This window comes from Nocardia sp. NPDC059180, assembly GCF_042754945.1.
Lineage (GTDB): Bacteria > Actinomycetota > Actinomycetes > Mycobacteriales > Mycobacteriaceae > Nocardia.
Genome location: NZ_JBHZBU010000003.1, coordinates 52,748 through 70,603, shown reverse-complemented (window position 1 = coordinate 70,603; position 17,856 = coordinate 52,748). Strand labels below are relative to the sequence as shown.

Genomic DNA, 17,856 nt, shown 5'->3' with positions numbered 1-17,856 from the left:
GATGTCAGTCTAGCCCTGGTGTGCGACAACGAGACTCGATCTACTTCGGTGGGTGTCGACGCTGCGCTCTTTTGCTGCGATGGGTCGGGCACTGTGTTCGGTTGCTACGGCCCGCCGATGCTCTGCTGTTCCGTGCCGGTGGGATAGGTGGAAGATGATCATTGCTCGGTAGTTGGTCGTAGATCTCTGGGCGGTTCTTGTGCCAAGGATTGGACATCGGCTGTGCTCGATTCTGGGGCCGTTAAGGGTTTTCAGGGGTACCTCGGGTAGCCGGATGGCGTGTTCGTCGCTCTACGGGCCAGCTGGAGGCCATTCTTCGGGTACTCCGCCGTCCAGCTGCTTGGTCATGTGAGCCCAATGGGCGCGTGCACATTCGGCGGCCAACTCATCACCTAGCCGGACTACGAAACGAGAACGTGGAGGGCAAAGCGCGTTTCTCGGAGCAGGGAAGATGTCGGCCGCTTCTTTGGTGCGCTGGTACAGATTTTCTAGCTCGTCCTCGGTCCATGCGCGTCCGTCTAGCCTGGGGGTTGCCAGGACCAAACACGTTGCGGTGTGGATGATCTGGCCTACCAAGGCCGGTCCGGTGAGGGCGACTTGCAAGCCGATTGGTTCAAGTTGTGCGTCCGGGCAAGTCAGTCGTTTTGCGAGCATGTGTCCCAACGCGCCGTGTGGCTTCGAGGTTCGGCGGAACGTGTTGACCATCTCGTGCAGCACCAAGGCACGGTCGTAGTCGGTGACGTTGGCGTGCATGAAGGTCGAGAGTTCCTTGCTCATTTTGCTTGTCCTACCGTGTGTAGTAGTTGATCTTCACTTTGATCTTGAAAAAGTGCCACGCAGGGCGAACGTGGCGATTGTGGCGCGTGGCGGTGTGGCAGTAGCCCAACGCCTGCTTTTTGCAAAACCCCTGGTAGATATAAAAAAATATGGAATTATAAATTTTCTGGGGGGTGTATTTGCCGCAAAACAGGCTTGTGAGCGCTGGGGTACTGCCACACCGCCACGCGCCACGCTGGCTAGGACTTCAGCCAGAACTCGCCCTCGGATGTGCCCAAAACACCACGTTCAACGAGCACGTCGAGCACTTCTGGGAGCACTTCACGTTGGGCCGTGCTGATCTTGCGGGCGAGCGCACCTTCGGTCATCTTGGTCCCATCTGGTGCGAGCACAGCCCGAACCCGTTCATACGTACGATCTTTGAGCTTCAGCTCTCTCGCGTCGTCCCGTACGTCGTCGCGGTGGGCTAGTACTTTTCCGTCGGCGCTCGCGGCGGTCATCCGCTTCTCGTGCAAGACGCTCAGTGCGTAATCACGGGTGGCGCACGACCGTTCGATCATCAACCCGGCGAGCCCCCAAATCTCCTCGGTTACGTGCGGTTCCTTCCCGATGAGATAGGCAAGCGCCGCAGCGGCTTTCAGTCGGTTCAACATCACGTGTGTGTCCAGCGGATCAACTTCAAGCTGGCCGGTGTTCATCAGAAATCGCTGGACACGAACCTCGGTGCGGATCGACTGTTCCAACGTCACTGAAGGGTGCCGGTTGCCGAACCCTTGCCACACAGCCACGTTGGGTATCTCCTCTGGGATCTCGCCCAGTGCCAGCAAGCCGGGAGCGCTTACCGGGGCATACAGGAACCGTTGTGGCAGACCACCGTAGCCGTCAGCGAACAGCGGGCCGGATTTCTCCGGTTGCAAGCCGACCGAGATGCACATCCTGTAGCTGTGCTCGTCCAGCGGAGGTTCACGGTAGGCAGTACCTTTGTTCGTGAACCCGATACCCTCTGCCAACCAGCCTTGCCGCAGAACAGAATTCAGGGTTGCGCTGTTCCGGCTACCGACGGAGATCATTTGATCCGCCTCGGGGGCATGGAAGAACAGCCGGTTTCCGTTGTTCAGCTCGGCATACTCTTTCAGAACGCCCTCACCGGTACCGAACCCGCGCCACGGTGTCAGTTCGTCCATGTTCTTCACGATTTGCAGGGCCGACCGTCCCGCGCCATCCGCCTTACCCTTGCCGTGTCCCGATGAACCCACTACCGCCACATACAGATTCATGGATGCGTCGCCCAGCGGCGATTTGATCTTTGCCTCCGGGTAAACGTTGGCGACCAGGTTGGCAAGTGCTACATACAGTGCCGCGTCGGGTGAAGCCCCCAAAGCGAACGAGTAATCCCTTACGTGGCGCAGAATCCCATGTGATTCCCAGAACTCGTCCGGTAGGTACATGGCCGGGTTCAAGTGTGGCGGTACGGGCTTGGTCTCCGGTCGGTTATCTGCGTTCGGAATGTCGTCCTGTGTAACACCATCCGGCAGATCATCCGCGTAGTTGAACATCACGCCTCACCGCCGAACACAGACCGGTGGATCGCCCGGATCTCGTTGTCGTCCAACTCGACTCGTCTAGCTGCCTCACACACTGCTTCCACCTCTTCACCGCGCGCCGCGTATCCACTTTCCTTGCATCTCTGAAACGCCCAGTGCACGCCGTTGTTTCGATCGCCTTCAGTCAATCCCTCGACTGTCCGCACCAGACCGTGTACAGAGCCGCCCGTGTCCGTGAAGAATCCGCGCGCTGTGGGCCGTGTGGGCAGTATCGGCGGCGGGGGTGTCCTCATCACCCGATCCCAGAGATGGTCCGGCAGTGGGGCAATGGGGACGTATCCGTACAGCCACTGATAGCGGTAGTACGACTCGTGCAGCGATGGTGCCAGCACCACATACCCGTTGCGAGTTTTGATGTCGATGCCCGTGGCGTCCAACAACTTTCCACGGGCTTCGCCTACTGCTCGGAACCAGAAGTGATAACCACCACCTCCTGTCCGCTGTGTGAGCGTCAACGGGATAGTTCCGAGGTCGCTTACCTTGCCGCCGTGCTGAATGTCGATATCGAGCACCACAATCCCCGGTGCTGGTCTGCCACCGATGTTGTACCAAGGGTTCTCGGCAGCCCAGGCGCGGATGATCGCAGGATCGGTTGTCGCGTCTAGCATTCCGTTTCTCGTTGCTGGCACCTTGCTTTGTGGCTTCAGCGGGAACACTTCCATGCTGATCGCTGCGTAGTCGAGTGCTAGGTGGAAGATGGGCAGCGCCTTGCCATTTCGCCCGTCATAGAGTCGCGGGTCGGTGCTGAACACGTCGGGTCGGTCGTGCGGTGTAGGATTTGAACTAGTCATTGGAGTGTCTCGCTTTGTGGCTGACAAGGGATCTCGGAGCCTTGTCCTCTCCGGGGTTGCTGTGGATTGATGTTGTTGTTACTGGTGAGACGGTCTCGGAGCGCGGTAGCCCTGGGGCCGTTTCGCTGTTGACGGGATAGATCAGGAAGCTTTCGGCGCTTTGCGATCGGTCCGAATCATCCGGCGTTCGGCAATCCAGGCCAGTACGTCAGCCTCCAGGTATACAACCCGGCCGGACTTGGATTCGGTCAGCTTGACGTATGCGGGGCCAATTCCCCTGTGCCGCATTACAGAAAGCGCTGATTCACTCGGGGCAATCCCCATGGCAACGAGGTCGGCAGGCTTGAGAACCTTTGGGACTGTGTTCATTTGGTTGATCCTTCGGAGTTCCGGTTTCTACCCCCTGCTCTTGATTCAAGCACCGATTCAGAATCCCGCTACCCATGCCTAATACAAAAGATGACACAACCTGATACAAGCCTTGGTATAGGAACGGTTTCCTGCCCGTACCCCAGTACCGGGGGATATCTGTTCGTCCGCCAGAGAGCCACCCAGGAGACATTTTCAGCGCTCCGACCTCGAGAAATGAGGAGCTGGGGTTATCAGATTGATACCTAATGCCAGGTCATCCACCCCCGGTGGCATCATGGAAGCACCGACAACCCACAAAAAACACCCCCTAGAAGCCACGCTGAGCCACTTTCTCAGCACTGGCGTACCCGAGTGACCCAGAGGACAGACCAAGGCCATGGCCACAATCGACAGCTACGACACCGCCAAGGGCAAGCGCTATCGAGTCCGCTACCGAAAGCCGGACGGCAATCAGACCGCAAAAAGAGGATTTCGGACGAAGCGCGATGCCAACGAATTTCTGAACACCGTAGAAGTCAAGAAGTTGAGCGGTGAGTACATCGCGCCGTCCATGGGTCGAATGACCGTAGGCGAACTGGGTCCGACATGGCTTGCGCGTCAAGTCCATGTCAAGCCATCGTGGGCTGAGCGCATTGATTCGATCTGGCGCGTGCACATCGAACCCTATTGGGGTGCAAGGCAACTCGCCTCGATCACGCGGCCGGAAGTGCGGGACTGGATCGCGTCCATCAAGCGCGCCCCGTCCACCGTGGCCGACATCCACACCGTCCTGTCCATGATTCTCGAAGAGGCCGTGGAGGAGAAGCGCATACCGGCGAACCCTGCTACTGGCGTCCAGCTCCCCCGCCGCGAACTGGTCGAACACAACTACCTCACGCACGACCAGGTGGCCGACCTCGCTGCGCAAGCGAAGCACCCGGAGATCGTGATGCTGCTCGCGTACAGCGGTCTGCGGTGGGGCGAGATGGCAGCGCTACGGCCGCGAGACATCAGTCTGGACCGAAACCGCGTCCGGGTTGTCCGGTCGGCCTCCAAGGTCAATTCGCGGAGCGTGATCGGCGCGCCGAAGACATGGGAGGTTCGCACGGTGGCAATCCCTGCGGAGGTGTCCGAGATGCTGCGTCCCAAGGTGGAGGCTCAGACCGACCCGAACGGGTTGCTGTGGGCACGGCCGGATGGTGAGCCGCTACGACCGCCGACGACTACGCATTGGTTCGGGGGCGCGGTGCGCCGTTGCATCGAGGCTTCCACTCCACGCGACGACGACGGCAACCCGACCGGCCCAGCCACCTTCCCCCGCGTGACGGCTCATCAACTCAGGCACACGGCGGCCTCGCTCATGATCGCCAGCGGGGCACATGTGAAGACCGTGCAACGCCAGCTGGGCCACAAGACGGCCACGATGACGCTCGACAACTACGGGCACCTGTTCGAGGACGACCTAGACGACGTGGCCGATCGGATGGGCGAAGGGCTGCGCGCTGCCGCTGGTGTCCAAAATGTGTCCACAGAGGTTGATCAGACCGCCGAAGCGGCATGAAAAAGGCCCCTCACCTGCGTTAACAAGTGAAGGGCCTTAGTGGAGCTGCCGGGAATCGAACCCGGGTCCTCCGTCGTGTCTTCAGGGCTTCTCCGTGTGCAGTTCGCTGTGTCTCTACTCGGATCTCTCAGTCACGCGAACAAGCCGAGATGACGATCCCAGTCGCTGTGAGTTGTCCCGAACTACTCCGCGACCGAGTAGAACGGTGAGCCCTCTAGCTGATGCCGGCACCGGGACCGAGGGCAATATCCCGGGCCGACAGAGACGCTATCGCTTAGGCAGCGAGAGCGTACTCGCGCTGATGAGAATCGGCGCTTAATTGGTTGCAACGACGCTTACGGTGGTCTCTTGCCTGCACCGACACGCTTCCCCTGAATCAACGTACGCAGTCGAAACCGTTCAGCCCCGTACGTCCCGGCACCTTGCCGGGCTAGTCATGTTAACACCTCGGCAACCGGTGTTCATTCCCATTTTCCGGCACCTTGCGGGGGCCGATCACCGGCTCATTCCCTTGACCCGGCGGCCGAGCTCACGGGTGACTTCGCGCTCCGCGGTGCGGCGGGCGAGGTCCTGGCGTTTGTCGTAGTCCTGCTTGCCTCGGGCCAGCGCGAGTTCGACCTTCACCTTGCCGTCGGAGAAGTACATCGATAGCGGCACCAGCGTCTGGTTGCCTTCGCGCGATTTGCCGACCAGTCGTTCGATCTCGCTTTTGTGCAGCAGCAGCTTGCGTACCCGCCGCGGCGAGTGGTTGGTCCAGGTGCCGTGGCTGAACTCCGGGATGTGCAGGCCGCGCAACCACACTTCGCCGTTGTCGACTGTGGCGAAGGCGTCGACCAGCGATGCCTTGCCCTCGCGCAGGCTCTTGACCTCGGTACCGACCAGCGCGATCCCGGCCTCGTACACATCGAGGATCGTGTAGTTGTGCCGCGCTTTGCGGTTGGTCGCGATGACCTTGCGCCCCTTCTCCTTCATAACGACAACCTTAAAGTGAGGAAGCAACCGGATTATTCCCAGGTCGCCACGGTACAGACAACGAGGCAGGCCCCGGGCGAACCGGGGCCTGCCGTGCGCGTGCGGGGTTACTTCTGCAGAACTCGTTCGGGCTGCTTCGCGGGATCGGTGAGAAGCTCGGCGGTGTCCGCCTTCACTTCCTCGGAGTCCCGCATAGGGTCGAGCGCGGGATCGATATCGATCGTGGTCCGCAGCGGACGGTTCGGCAGCAGCAGCGCCGCGACCAAGGCCACCACGGTGGCGAACGCGGCGATCAGGAAGATGCGCCCGGTCGCGTCGCCGTAGGCGGTACGCACAATCGTCGCGATCGGGGCAGGCAGCGCATCGAGGTCGAGGTTGCTGCCCCCGGAGGACGCGGGGTGCAGGCCGAGTTTGGCGAACCCTTCGGCCGACAGGTCGCCCACCCGGGTGGCCAGCACCGAACCGAGCACCGACACACCGATCGCTCCACCGAAGGTCCGGAAGAAGGCCACGGCACTCGATGCCGAACCGATGTTGTGCACGCTGACGGTGTTCTGCACGGCCAGCACCAGGTTCTGCATCAGGCTGCCGACGCCGAGGCCGACGATGGCGATGTAGACCGAGACCAGCCACAGGTTCGTCGCGTGATCGAGAGTCGACAGCAGCCCGAAGCCTGCCACCAGCACCATCGCACCGCCGACGACGAAGCCCTTCCACTTGCCGAACCGGGTGATCAGCTGCCCGGAGCCGACGGATGCGATCAGCATGCCTGCGACCATCGGGATGGTCAGCATGCCTGCCACGGTCGGCGAGTAGCCGCGCGCGGTCTGGAAGTACTGACCGAGGAAGGTGGTCGCACCGAACATGCCGATGCCGACGGCGATGGAGGCGATGATGGCCAGTCCGGTGGTGCGTTCGGTGACGATCGGCAGCGGGATGATCGGCGACTTCGCCTTCGACTCGACCCAGACGGTGGCGACCAGCAGCAGCAGACCGGCACCGACGTAGATCGCCGATTCGCGCGAGACCCAGTCGTAGTAGTCGGCCTTGCCCGCGAAGGACACCCAGATCAGCAGGATCGACACGCCGGCGGTCAAGAGCACGGCGCCGAGCCAGTCGATGGACACGTCGTCCTTGCGTTCGGTGGGCAGACGCAAGGTGCGATGCAGCAGGAACAGCGCGATGACGGCCAGCGGCACGCAGACGAAGAAGCACCAGCGCCAGCCGAGCGGGCTGTCGACGATCACGCCGCCGAGGATGGGCCCACCCGACATCGACACGGCCATGACGGCACCCATGTAGCCGGAGTACCGGCCGCGTTCGCGGGGGGCGACGATGCTGCCGATGATGGCCTGCACGAGAGCGGTCAGGCCACCCATGCCGATGCCCTGGACGACGCGCGCGGCCAGCAGCAGGTCCACATTGTGGGCGAAGCCCGCAAGCACGGAGCCTGCGACGAAGATGACGATGGATATCTGGACCAGCGTCTTCTTGTTGAACAGATCGGCGAGCTTGCCCCAGATCGGGGTGGATGCGGCGGTGGCCAGCAGCGCGGCGGTGATGACCCAGGCGTAGGCGGTCTGCGAACCCTGCAGATCACCGATGATGGTCGGCAGCGCGGTCGCCACGATCGTCGTGCTGAGCAGCGCCGTGAACAGCGCCGCCAGCAGGCCGGTCATTGCTTCGAGGACTTCGCGATGGGTCATCGCGTACGGATCCCGCTGGGTCACCGCCTCGGTTGATTCAGACATCTACTTCCTGACTCTCTTGGATAACCGGCCTGTCGGCCATGGTGTGCTGGACGCGCGCGACCAGTGCGTTTCGGAGTTTCTCGATGGCGACACAGGCCTGTGCGGCCTCGGCTTCGTCCCAGTCGGCGAGTGCCTCCTGCATGCGCTTGGCCCGCGAGGCCCGGATGCGCAGCAGCAGGTCGTGGCCTTCATCGGTGACCTGGAGCAGCGTGGCGCGACCGTCATGGGGATCGGCCTGCCTGGTGACGTAGCCGCCCGAGACCAGATCGGTGACGTGACGGCTCAGCGCCGATGGGCTGATGCACAGGTGCGATGCGAGGTCGACCTGACGAATGAGCCCTGCTCCCTCCAGCACCACCAGGACGCCGATCCCACCGGGAAGGAGCTGGCCTTCCTCCGGATGAGCGATGGCCGCGCGGATCGCGCGGCCCATGAGATAGAGCTCCCTGGTCAGGTCCTGGGCGGTATCGGGTGACACTGCCATGTCGGACTCCCAACACGAGAATGATTGCTTGCAGTAAGCAACTTTATATTAGTTGCTTTCGCTAATCAACTAGTTCTCGCACGAACTGGATCACACTTCGTGGATGAGGCTCGAGCAGCCCGGCAGTGCACTCGCCGTCGAGGACGATCAGCGAACGCTCGACCGGCGGTGTTCCGCAAGGCGGCCGAGGACTCGGCAGGGTGCCGCGCCGGATAACCGGCGCAGCGAAGGACAGAATCAGATCGTCAGCTCAGTTCGGACGCAGCATCACGTAGAGCACGAGAAGTGCGATGAACACAAAGGTCAGCGCGATTGTGGAGACCCGGGGCCATCCAGGGTGACGGCGCGGTTCGGCATGGCGGCGGCCCAGCCAGACGGTCTCGACGGCGGGGTCGTGGCGACGATGCGTCGCGGGTGCCGCATCAGGCGCCTCGGAGTTCGACGAGCCGCCCGAGACCTCGCCGTTTTCGGAGCCGTCACCGGATGCCATGGCGTGCACGGTAACCCGCGCGCCACGGGTGCGCGGGAATTCGGGCCGGTGGCGGCGCGTCTGGGTTCCCTCCGACCGGGTCAGGCGATCCTGCGGCCGAATTCCTCGGTGGACGTGCCGGACGCCGGGTCGACTGTGTGCACCCGCAGATCGAGCGAGCCGGGAGCGAGGTCGAGCACCATGAAGCCGAGCTGGTGGAAACTTTGGAACTGAGCGTTGTGCGCCGTATCCGGCAGGTCCCGCGGCTGGGGGCCGACCGTTTTGGCGGCGGCGCCGGAGACGATCTGACGCGTGCCCTTCATCTCCGGCGCCTGTTCCAGAACCTGCAGCGAATGATCGTGACCGGACAGGATCAGGTGGCAGCGGCCGATCACATGGTCGTCGAAGAACCGCTTCACGTGCACGCCGTTGATGGGTTCGATGGGCAGGCCCTCGTAATGCCCGGCATCACCATGCGGCCCGTTGTTCAGGTACGGGTGGTGGGTGCAGGCGATCTTCCAGGTGGCAGGCGATTCCGCAATGGCGCGGTCCAGCCAGGCGCGCTGCTCGTTCATGAACTGGCCGTCGACAGCCCAGTACGGGGTGAACAGCGGCGGCAGGTACGCCGCGAGCGGGTTGACGTCGAGCACGAAGAACTCGACCACCGGATTATGTTCGGGCACGCGCACCGAGTAGTACCGGCTCGGCATCCACCAGCGCGGGGAGTTCGCGTGGTAGCGCACCTCGTGGTCGCCGCGCAGCAGCCAGCCGCCATCGCCGGGGAAGACCGAGCTGTTGTCGTGGTTGCCGAGGACCATCGCCCACGGGAAATCCAGGCCGGTGTTGGGGTTTTCGAACTTCTCGGCGAACTGCGGATCCTCGGTGCTGTTCGGGCCGCTCTCGTAGATGTTGTCGCCCAGCCCGAGCGCCATGCCGAAGGGTTCGCGGCGATGGAATGCTCGGATAGCGTCGGCGACCGCCCATTGGGAGCGGGTGCCGGTGCCTGCGTCCCCGGTCAGGAGCACTCGGACGCGGTCTCCGCCGGACGGGAAGGCGAATTTTGTGACGTCCTCGGCCACGGGAACGGCCTGGGCTGGACTGAGCCCGACCAGCGTGAGTCCGGCGGCCGCCGCGGCCGCACCGGTCAGCAGTTCGCGCCGCCCGATGCCCGATGAGCCGCCGCGGTCGAGCCGATCTCCGTGGTCACGCACGTTTCCGCCTCCGGGTGCCGACCCGCTCATGCCGCGCCTCCGTCTACTGTCTGCTGGATCCGTGGAATGGTCCGATGAAGCTCTGCCAGCCATCCTGGACTATTCGATCGGGCCGGTCGATCTGAGGGGTCGAAATTTCACATTCCGTTCGTCGCGAGCTTCCCGCCGGCGGCGGCCGCGCTCACTGCGCTGCCAGGACCTCGAGCACCTGCTCGCCGTACTTGGCGAGCTTGTTCTCGCCCACTCCCCCGACGGCGCCCAGACCGGAAAGATCGGCCGGTTTGCGTGCGGCGATATCGCGCAGGGTGGCGTCGTGGAAGACCACATAGGCGGGCACGCCCTGCTCCTTGGCGGTCGCGGCACGCCATTCCCGCAGCTTCTCGAACAGCGCGACATCCCCGGGCGCGAGATCGGCGGGCGGGTTCTTCGCGGATTTCGCCGAGCGCGCCCGGGTGGGCTCCGGACGTTCGGGCTCGCGGCGCATCAGCACCTTCTGACCGTCGAACAACACGCCGTCACCGGCCTCGGTGAGCGTGAGCACGCCATACTCGCCGTGCACCGCCAGCAGGCCCTGCGCCAGTGATTGGCGCACCACTCCGCGCCATTCGACATCGCGCAGTTCGGTGCCGACACCGAACACGGAGAGCTCATGGTGGTCGTGCTGGAGCACCTTCGGGTTCTTCTTACCGAGCAGGATGTCGATCAGATGGCCCGCACCGAAACTCTGCCCGCGCTCGCGTTTCAACCGCAGCACGGTCGACAGCAGTTTCTGCGCTGCGACGGTGCCATCCCAGGATTCGGGCGGGGTGAGGCAGGTGTCGCAGTTGCCGCAGGGTTCGCCGCGCTGCCCGAAGTAGGCCAGCAGCTGGGTGCGCCGGCAGCTCACCGTCTCGCACAGCGCGAGCATCGCGTCGAGATGCAGTTGCAACTGCCTGCGATGGGCGGCGTCGCCGTCGGAGGAGTCGATGAGTTTGCGCTGCTGCACCACGTCGTTGAGGCCGTAGACCATCCACGCGGTGGAGGGCTGTCCGTCGCGGCCGGCGCGGCCGGTTTCCTGGTAATAGCCCTCGACTGATTTGGGCAGGTCCAGGTGGGCGACGAACCGGACGTCCGGCTTGTCGATCCCCATACCGAAGGCGATGGTGGCGACCACGACGAGTCCGTCTTCGCGCAGGAACCTCGACTGATTCTCGGCGCGAGTGCGGTTGTCCAGGCCCGCGTGGTACGGCACGGCCCGGATGCCGTTCTCGGTGAGAAAGGCCGCGGTCTTCTCCACCGAATTGCGGGACAGGCAGTAGACGATGCCCGCGTCACCGGCATGTTCGGCGCGGATGAAATCGAGCAGCTGACGGTCGGGCCGGTTCTTGGGCTCGATGCGGTACTGGATGTTGGGGCGGTCGAAGCTGGCCACGAATCGGCGAGCTCCACCCAGGTCGAGCCGCTCGATGATCTCGTCGCGGGTCTTCTCGGTAGCGGTCGCGGTGAGCGCGACGCGCGGGACATCCGGCCACCGTTCGTGCAGTAGCGACAACGCCAGGTAGTCCGGCCGGAAGTCATGACCCCACTGCGACACGCAGTGCGCCTCATCGATGGCGAACAGCGCGATACGGCCGCGGTCGAGCAGCCTGGCGGTGGATTCCAGGCGCAGCCGCTCCGGCGCCAGATACAGCAGGTCGAGCTCGCCCGCGACGTACTGCGCCTCCACCGTGCGGCGCTCGTCCGGGTTCTGGGTCGAGTTGAGGAACCCGGCCCGCACTCCGAGGGCGCTCAGCGCGTCGACCTGGTCCTGCATGAGCGCGATCAGCGGCGATACCACCACGCCGACACCCGGCCGCACCAGCGCGGGCACTTGATAGCAGAGCGATTTACCACCACCGGTCGGCATCAAAACCAGGGCATCACCGCCGGCTACTACATGGTCGACGATGTCTTGCTGATCGCCGCGGAAACTGTCGTAGCCGAACACCCGACGTAGAACCTGTTGCGCCGCATCGGGTTCGGCACCGATGACGGCGCGGTCTACGGCGGCGGGGGCGTCGGGTGTTTCCACGCGGCCCATCCTACGAGGACCGCCCGACAGTCGCGGGTGGCATCCGAGCGCGACCTGGGCCGAAATCGAAAGTTGCGCACATGTGGATAACGTCGATCCCGGAGCGTCACCCCCGACCTGCCGCAAACAGCCGTCGTTGTCCGCGCATCCTCGACGTATACGCAGTTCAGGGGTCCCGCGCCATTCGTATCGGCACCCCTCGAGTCGATACCGAGGTGCGGCATTCGGCGCCGGGCACCCGCGATCGGCGGCTGTTAGGTTGTCCGACATGACATTCGGGATGGGGAGAACCCGCACCTGGTCGGCCTTGCTCGCGGTGACTATCGCGGCAGGGCTCGCGACCGCAGCGCCCGCACATGCGCAGACGTTTCCAAAGATGTGCGCGGACGGGTGGGAGGCGACCACGATCGTCGAGGGCGTCGGCAACCTGGAGAACCTGGACTCCGACGGTGCGGGCGGGTTCTACGTCACCGGCATCGTCGACGGATTTCTCGCCCATGTCTCGGCGGATGGCACGTTCGAGAAGCTGGTGACCGGGCTCGACAAACCGGCCGGGATCCGGGTGGTGGGTCGTTCGGTGTACTTCCTGACCGGCGACGGACTCACCGAAGCACCCGGCACTCTCCGGCGCTACGGCATCGATACCGGCGCTGTGGAGGTTCTGCTCACTGACCTGAACGGGCCCAACGGCCTACTACTACTCCCAGACGGCGACCTGCTGTTCACCAACATCGGCGCACAGGGTGCCCACACCGGCATCTCCCGCTACCGGCCCTCGACCGGTGAGTACACCAAAACCTGGTCACCGCTGCCGCTGACCAACGGCCTGGCACTCGCACCGGACGGCAAGTCGATCTTCACCGACAACCTGACCATGCGCATCTTCCGTATCCCGCTCGACGCACCTACCCAAGCCACCGTGGTGGCAGGCATCCCCGACCTGATCTCGATGCCCGACGACATGGAGGCCACCCGCACCGGCGACCTCTTCGTCGCCGACCACGCAGTCGGCGCCATCTACCGAGTCGACACCGCCACCGGCGCCAGCTGCGCAGTTATCTCCGGCCTGATCAAACGCCCCGACCCGATCCGCGTCCCACCCGACGGCACCACGTCGGTCCGCATCGCCCGCGACGGCAACTCCTGGTCCTTGTTCATCACCGCCATGGACGGCACCCTCCGCCGCCTACGCCCACCCGCGGACATCGATCTCACGCCTGCCGACCCCACCAAGCGGTAGCCGATGCACCCGCAACAGGATCCCGGCCGTACCGGTGGACGCACCGGATATCTCCGAGCTCCGCGGATACCGCCGTGCTCCTGGAGAAGCAGCTCGACCGGGCCCGGCTCAGGGGTGCAGGCGGTCGAGGATCTGCTGGTGCAGGCGACCGTTGGTGGCCACTGCGTCCCCACCATGTGGACCGGACCTGCCGTCGAGGGAGGTGAAGGTGCCGCCTGCCTCGCGGACCAGGATGTCGAGGGCGGCCAGGTCCCACAGGGAGACCTCGGGTTCGGTGGCGATATCCACCGAACCCTCGGCGACCAGGCAGTAGTTGAGGAAATCGCCGTAGCCGCGGACGCGCCACACCTCGTCGGTGAGGTCGATGAACTTCTCCCGCAGTCCGCGATCGCGCCAGCCGGACAGGCTGGAGAAGGCCAGGCTCGCATTGTCCAGGTCGGCGACCGCGGAGACCGTGATCGGCTTCGGGGCGCCCGGATGGAAGCTGGACCAGGCGCCCGAACCTGCAGCCGCCCACCAGCGCCGAGCCAACGCCGGCGCGCTCACCACGCCGACCACCGGCACGCCGTCCTCCAGCAACGCGATGAGCGTCGCCCACACCGGGACCCGGCGTACGAAGTTCTTGGTGCCGTCGATCGGGTCGACCACCCACTGCCTGCCGGTGAACTCGGCGTCACCACCGAACTCCTCGCCGAGCACCGAATCCTGCGGCCGCTCGTGTTCGAGCATCTGCCGGATCCGGCGCTCCACCGCGAGATCGGCATCCGATACCGGCGTCAGATCCGGTTTGGCGTCGACCTTCAGGTCGAGCGCGCCGAAACGCTCCTTGGTGATCGCGTCGGCGGCATCGGCGAGTCGCAGGGCCAGTTCGAGATCGGAAGTGTGCGCAGCCACCTCCGAACCTTATCCGGTATTGCCTCACTGTCCGGCACGGCGGCGAGTCCGGGCCGACACATCAACTGGCGACCGGAACCGACCTGGCCACCGTCAGCGCCGACGCCCACCAGTGCAGCCGATCCAGCATCGTCCGCGCCGCCCCCACCGACTCCTCCGGATCACGCAGCGACCCGTTCTCGTCGAAGAGCAAGTAGTAGCGCGGGAACGAGACGTACTCACGCAGGGTGTGGGCGTCGAGTTCGTTGAACACCTGCCGCAAGCCTTCGATGGCGAGCAGCCCCCCGCTGCCACCGCTGTAGCCGACGAACCCGATGGTCTTGCCGCTCCACTGGGTGAAATGCCAGTCGATGGCGGCTTTGAGCGAGGCCGGGAAGCTGCGGTTGTAGTCGGGGGTCACGATGACGTACGCGTCGGCAGCCGAAAGCCGCTCGGTCAGTTCGGTCATCCCGGCGGGCCGCTCCGGATCCGGGTTCATGGCCGGCGGGACGGCTGGCAGTGCCATTGGGATGTCGTAATCGGCGAGGTCGATCACGTCGACGTCGTATCCGCCGTGGGCGCGGGCGTGGCCGGCGAACCAGGACGCCACCACCGGGCCGAACCGTCCGTCCCGGACGCTGCCGATGATCACCGCGAGCTTCAGTGGCGAGGTCATGTCGTTCTCCTTCTGATCGAAGTGCGACCGTGGCGGTCGCTCGGTAACAACCTTGTTCGAGATCCGGACCCCGATGAAGACCGCGCGGAGGGTGGTAGTGCGAGGGCCACCCTCCGCACGGGGAAGCTGGTTACCTTTAGCGAGTGAGCACCAACGAAATGGGCCTGTTCCTGCGCACTCGGCGCGAGGCGGTCACCCCCGCCGAGGTCGGCCTGCCCACCGGTCAGCGGCGCCGGACCCCTGGCTTGCGCCGCTCGGAGCTGGCGACGCTGGCAGGTGTGAGCGTCGAATACCTCACCCGCCTGGAGCAGGGCCGCGACCGCAACCCCTCACCCCCGGTGTTGTCGGCGCTGGCTGATGTCTTGCACCTCACCGCGAGTGAACGCGTCCATCTCTACCGGCTCACCAAGGCCGATTCCGGATTCACCTGCATGGGCGGCGCTCAACCGAACCGAGAGCTGCGGCCGATGGTGCGCACGATCCTCGAGCAGCTGGAACCGGCGGCCGCGATCGTGGTCAACCGGCTCACCGAGATCCTGGCCTGCACCGAGGGCTACCGCACGCTGATGCGCGGCTCCGGACAGCTCGACGACGAACTGCCCGACCTGGCCGGCTTCGCCTTCACCGATCCGCGCGCCAAGGTCTTCTACCCCGACTGGGACCGCGTCGCCGACCACCTGGTCGCCACCCTGAAACAAGGCCCGTTCCGTGCCGACCCCAATATCGACGCCTTGGCCGACCGCCTGACCATCACCGCGGGAGCCGCCTTCACCGATCGGGTGGACACCGTGCCGAGCCTGCCCGCGGTCACCGGGATCACTCGTATGCAACACCCCGAAGCAGGCGGGCTGCGGATGGCCTACGAGACGCTGGATCTGCCCGCCGACAACGACCAGCAGCTCATCATCTATCTCCCCGCCGACGCCGCCACCGCCGCGGCCCTCGACGCCCTCAACGGACGCCGTCCCGGCGGTTTGCGCGCCGTCTCCGGATAGCCTGCCCTGCGGTGACACCCCGCCGCGCCCGACCGGTAGCCTTGGACATCGTGCATCCCGACGTATCCGCCGATCTAGCCGAACTCGACACCACGCTCAAGACCGTCGAGTCGGTCCTCGACATCGAGGAACTACGCCGCCGCATCGATGAACTCGAGCATCAGGCGGCCGACCCTGATCTGTGGAACAACCAGGACCACGCCCAGCAGGTCACCAGCGAGCTGTCGCACGCCCAGGGCGAGCTGCGCCGGGTCGAGGACCTGCGCCAGCGGCTGGAAGATCTGCCGGTCCTCTACGAGCTGGCCGAAGGCGAGGAAGGCGAGGCGATGACCGCCGCGCTGGCCGACGCCGACGCCGAACGTGCCGCATTGCACGCGGACGTGGAGGCCATGGAGGTCCGCACCCTGCTCTCGGGCGAATACGACAAGCGTGACGCGCTGGTCAACATTCGCTCCGGCGCCGGTGGCGTGGACGCCGCCGATTGGGCCGAGATGCTGATGCGCATGTACATCCGCTGGGCCGACCGGCACAAGTACGCGGTCGAGGTCTACGACACCTCCTACGCCGAAGAAGCAGGCATCAAGAGCGCCACCTTCGCGGTGAAGTCGCCCTACGCCTACGGCACGCTGTCGGTGGAGATGGGTACGCACCGGCTGGTGCGGATCAGCCCGTTCGACAACCAGGGCCGCCGCCAGACTTCCTTCGCCGAGGTCGAGGTGCTTCCGGTCGTCGAGACCACCGACCACATCGAGATCCCCGAGGGTGAGGTCCGCGTCGACGTGTACCGCTCCTCCGGCCCCGGTGGTCAGAGCGTCAACACCACCGACTCCGCGGTGCGCCTGACCCACATCCCCACCGGCATCGTGGTCACCTGCCAGAACGAGAAATCCCAGCTGCAGAACAAGATCTCGGCCATGCGCGTGCTGCAGGCCAAGCTACTCGAACGCAAGCGGCAGGAAGAGCGCGCCGAGATGGACGCACTCAAGACCAACGAGGGCGCGTCCTGGGGCAACCAGATGCGCTCCTACGTGCTGCACCCGTACCAGATGGTCAAGGATCTGCGCACCAACTACGAGGTCAACAACCCGTCCGCGGTCCTCGACGGTGATATCGACGCGTTCATCGAGTCCGGGATCCGCTGGAGAATGCGGGAGCAGGCCAACTGATGTTCGACTCCGGGATCCAGAGTTCGGGGATCCACGCGCTGTCGATCTCCACCGACGTCACCCCGTGGTTGCGTTCGTCCGGCCTGGAGATCGTGCTGCTCATCCTGGGCGCGGTGCTGTTCAGCCGGTTCGCGACCTTCCTGCGCGACCGTGTCACCCGCAAGATCGACGCCGGTTTCCAGAGCAGCGACGCACTCGTGCGCACCGAGGCGGCCAAGCATCGGCATGCGCTGGCCCAGGTTGTCACCTGGGTGGTGCTGACCATCGTTTACGTGCTGGTCGGCATGGAGGTGCTGCAGAAACTCGGGTTCGCGGTGACCGGGCTCGTCGCACCGGCCGCTGTCCTCGGCGCCGCTCTCGGTTTCGGCGCCCAGCGCATCGTGCAGGACATCCTCGCCGGGTTCTTCCTGATCACCGAGCGTCAGTACGGGTTCGGTGACGTGATCCGCATCAACGTCACCGGCGCCGCCGACCCGGCCGAAGGCACGGTCGAGGACGTCACGCTGCGGATCACCACACTGCGTGACGCCGACGGCCAGGTGATCATCGTGCCCAACGGCCAGATTGTGAAAGTCACGAATCTGTCGAAAGATTGGGCGCGTGCGGCGATCGACGTCCCGGTCTCGGCCAGTGCCGACATCACCCGGGTCAACGAGATACTGCACAAGGTGGGCGAAGAGGCCTACCGTGACCGCAGGCTCGAGCCGCTGCTGCTCGACGAGCCGACGGTCATGGGTGTGGAGGACCTCACGGTCGATCAGATGAACATCCGGATGGTCGCCCGCACCCTGCCCGGTAAGCAATTCGAAGTCGGACGTGAGCTGCGGGTACGGGTAGCCGCCGCGCTGCGCCGGGAAGGTATCAGTGAGACCGCGTAAATCAACG

General features: G+C 64.6%; 16 protein-coding genes and 1 other RNA gene. 5 read left to right on the top strand and 12 right to left on the bottom strand.

What is annotated here, in order from left to right:
* Positions 1-291 precede the first annotated feature (291 nt).
* From ACFXNW_RS10775 to ACFXNW_RS10765, 3 genes are all read right to left on the bottom strand, one after another.
* On the bottom strand, positions 292-777 hold the full coding sequence (locus ACFXNW_RS10775) for a hypothetical protein (protein ID WP_379417448.1): 486 nt from the start codon (positions 775-777) through the stop codon (positions 292-294).
* Between the two features lie 239 nt (positions 778-1,016).
* Positions 1,017-2,333, bottom strand: a complete 1,317-nt coding sequence (locus ACFXNW_RS10770) for a hypothetical protein (protein ID WP_379417447.1) — start codon at positions 2,331-2,333, stop codon at positions 1,017-1,019.
* The gene (locus ACFXNW_RS10765; RefSeq protein ID WP_379417446.1) at positions 2,333-3,133 is read right to left on the bottom strand and encodes a bifunctional DNA primase/polymerase; all 801 of its coding nucleotides are present in this window, start codon (positions 3,131-3,133) and stop codon (positions 2,333-2,335) included. Before ACFXNW_RS10765 ends, ACFXNW_RS10770 begins: the two co-directional genes overlap by 1 nt.
* A 787-nt stretch (positions 3,134-3,920) precedes the next feature.
* On the opposite strand from ACFXNW_RS10765, the gene ACFXNW_RS10760 reads away from it, so the two are divergent.
* Complete coding sequence (locus ACFXNW_RS10760) at positions 3,921-5,084, top strand: tyrosine-type recombinase/integrase (protein WP_379417445.1); 1,164 nt, start codon at positions 3,921-3,923, stop codon at positions 5,082-5,084.
* 37 nt (positions 5,085-5,121) lie between these two features.
* On the opposite strand, the gene ssrA is transcribed toward ACFXNW_RS10760, so the two are convergent.
* The 7 genes from ssrA to recQ form a co-directional block, all read right to left on the bottom strand.
* Positions 5,122-5,491: a transfer-messenger RNA gene (gene ssrA, locus ACFXNW_RS10755) on the bottom strand.
* A gap of 88 nt (positions 5,492-5,579) precedes the next feature.
* Complete coding sequence (gene smpB, locus ACFXNW_RS10750) at positions 5,580-6,056, bottom strand: SsrA-binding protein SmpB (RefSeq protein WP_379417444.1); 477 nt, start codon at positions 6,054-6,056, stop codon at positions 5,580-5,582.
* 107 nt (positions 6,057-6,163) lie between these two features.
* Positions 6,164-7,807, bottom strand: coding sequence for an MDR family MFS transporter (locus ACFXNW_RS10745; RefSeq protein WP_379417443.1), 1,644 nt, complete (start codon positions 7,805-7,807; stop codon positions 6,164-6,166).
* On the bottom strand, positions 7,800-8,291 hold the full coding sequence (locus tag ACFXNW_RS10740) for a MarR family winged helix-turn-helix transcriptional regulator (RefSeq protein ID WP_379417442.1): 492 nt from the start codon (positions 8,289-8,291) through the stop codon (positions 7,800-7,802). Before ACFXNW_RS10740 ends, ACFXNW_RS10745 begins: the two co-directional genes overlap by 8 nt.
* 250 nt (positions 8,292-8,541) lie before the next feature.
* A complete protein-coding gene (locus ACFXNW_RS10735; protein ID WP_379417441.1) occupies positions 8,542-8,781 on the bottom strand; it encodes a hypothetical protein in 240 nt (79 codons plus the stop codon).
* 80 nt (positions 8,782-8,861) lie between these two features.
* Positions 8,862-10,001, bottom strand: a complete 1,140-nt coding sequence (locus ACFXNW_RS10730) for a metallophosphoesterase (protein ID WP_379417440.1) — start codon at positions 9,999-10,001, stop codon at positions 8,862-8,864.
* A 151-nt stretch (positions 10,002-10,152) separates the two neighbouring features.
* On the bottom strand, positions 10,153-12,021 hold the full coding sequence (gene recQ / locus ACFXNW_RS10725; RefSeq protein WP_379417439.1) for a DNA helicase RecQ: 1,869 nt from the start codon (positions 12,019-12,021) through the stop codon (positions 10,153-10,155).
* Between the two features lie 268 nt (positions 12,022-12,289).
* Here recQ and ACFXNW_RS10720 point away from each other — a divergent pair, with 268 nt between their 5' ends.
* Positions 12,290-13,261: an SMP-30/gluconolactonase/LRE family protein gene (locus ACFXNW_RS10720; protein WP_379417438.1), complete on the top strand. Its 972-nt coding sequence runs from the start codon at positions 12,290-12,292 to the stop codon at positions 13,259-13,261.
* A gap of 108 nt (positions 13,262-13,369) precedes the next feature.
* Here ACFXNW_RS10720 and hisN read toward each other — a convergent pair whose 3' ends face one another.
* Both hisN and ACFXNW_RS10710 read right to left on the bottom strand, forming a co-directional pair.
* Positions 13,370-14,155: a histidinol-phosphatase gene (hisN, locus tag ACFXNW_RS10715; protein WP_379417437.1), complete on the bottom strand. Its 786-nt coding sequence runs from the start codon at positions 14,153-14,155 to the stop codon at positions 13,370-13,372.
* A 61-nt stretch (positions 14,156-14,216) separates the two neighbouring features.
* A complete protein-coding gene (locus tag ACFXNW_RS10710) occupies positions 14,217-14,810 on the bottom strand; it encodes an NADPH-dependent FMN reductase (protein WP_379417436.1) in 594 nt (197 codons plus the stop codon).
* 143 nt (positions 14,811-14,953) lie between these two features.
* On the opposite strand from ACFXNW_RS10710, the gene ACFXNW_RS10705 reads away from it, so the two are divergent.
* The 3 genes from ACFXNW_RS10705 to ACFXNW_RS10695 are packed head-to-tail and all read left to right on the top strand — an operon-like array spanning position 14,954 to position 17,849.
* Complete coding sequence (locus tag ACFXNW_RS10705; RefSeq protein WP_379417435.1) at positions 14,954-15,805, top strand: helix-turn-helix domain-containing protein; 852 nt, start codon at positions 14,954-14,956, stop codon at positions 15,803-15,805.
* 50 nt (positions 15,806-15,855) lie between these two features.
* Entirely contained in the window at positions 15,856-16,971 is a 1,116-nt protein-coding gene (gene prfB / locus ACFXNW_RS10700; protein WP_379418092.1) for a peptide chain release factor 2, read from the top strand.
* Positions 16,971-17,849, top strand: coding sequence for a mechanosensitive ion channel family protein (locus ACFXNW_RS10695; protein WP_379417434.1), 879 nt, complete (start codon positions 16,971-16,973; stop codon positions 17,847-17,849). Before prfB ends, ACFXNW_RS10695 begins: the two co-directional genes overlap by 1 nt.
* Positions 17,850-17,856 lie beyond the last annotated feature (7 nt).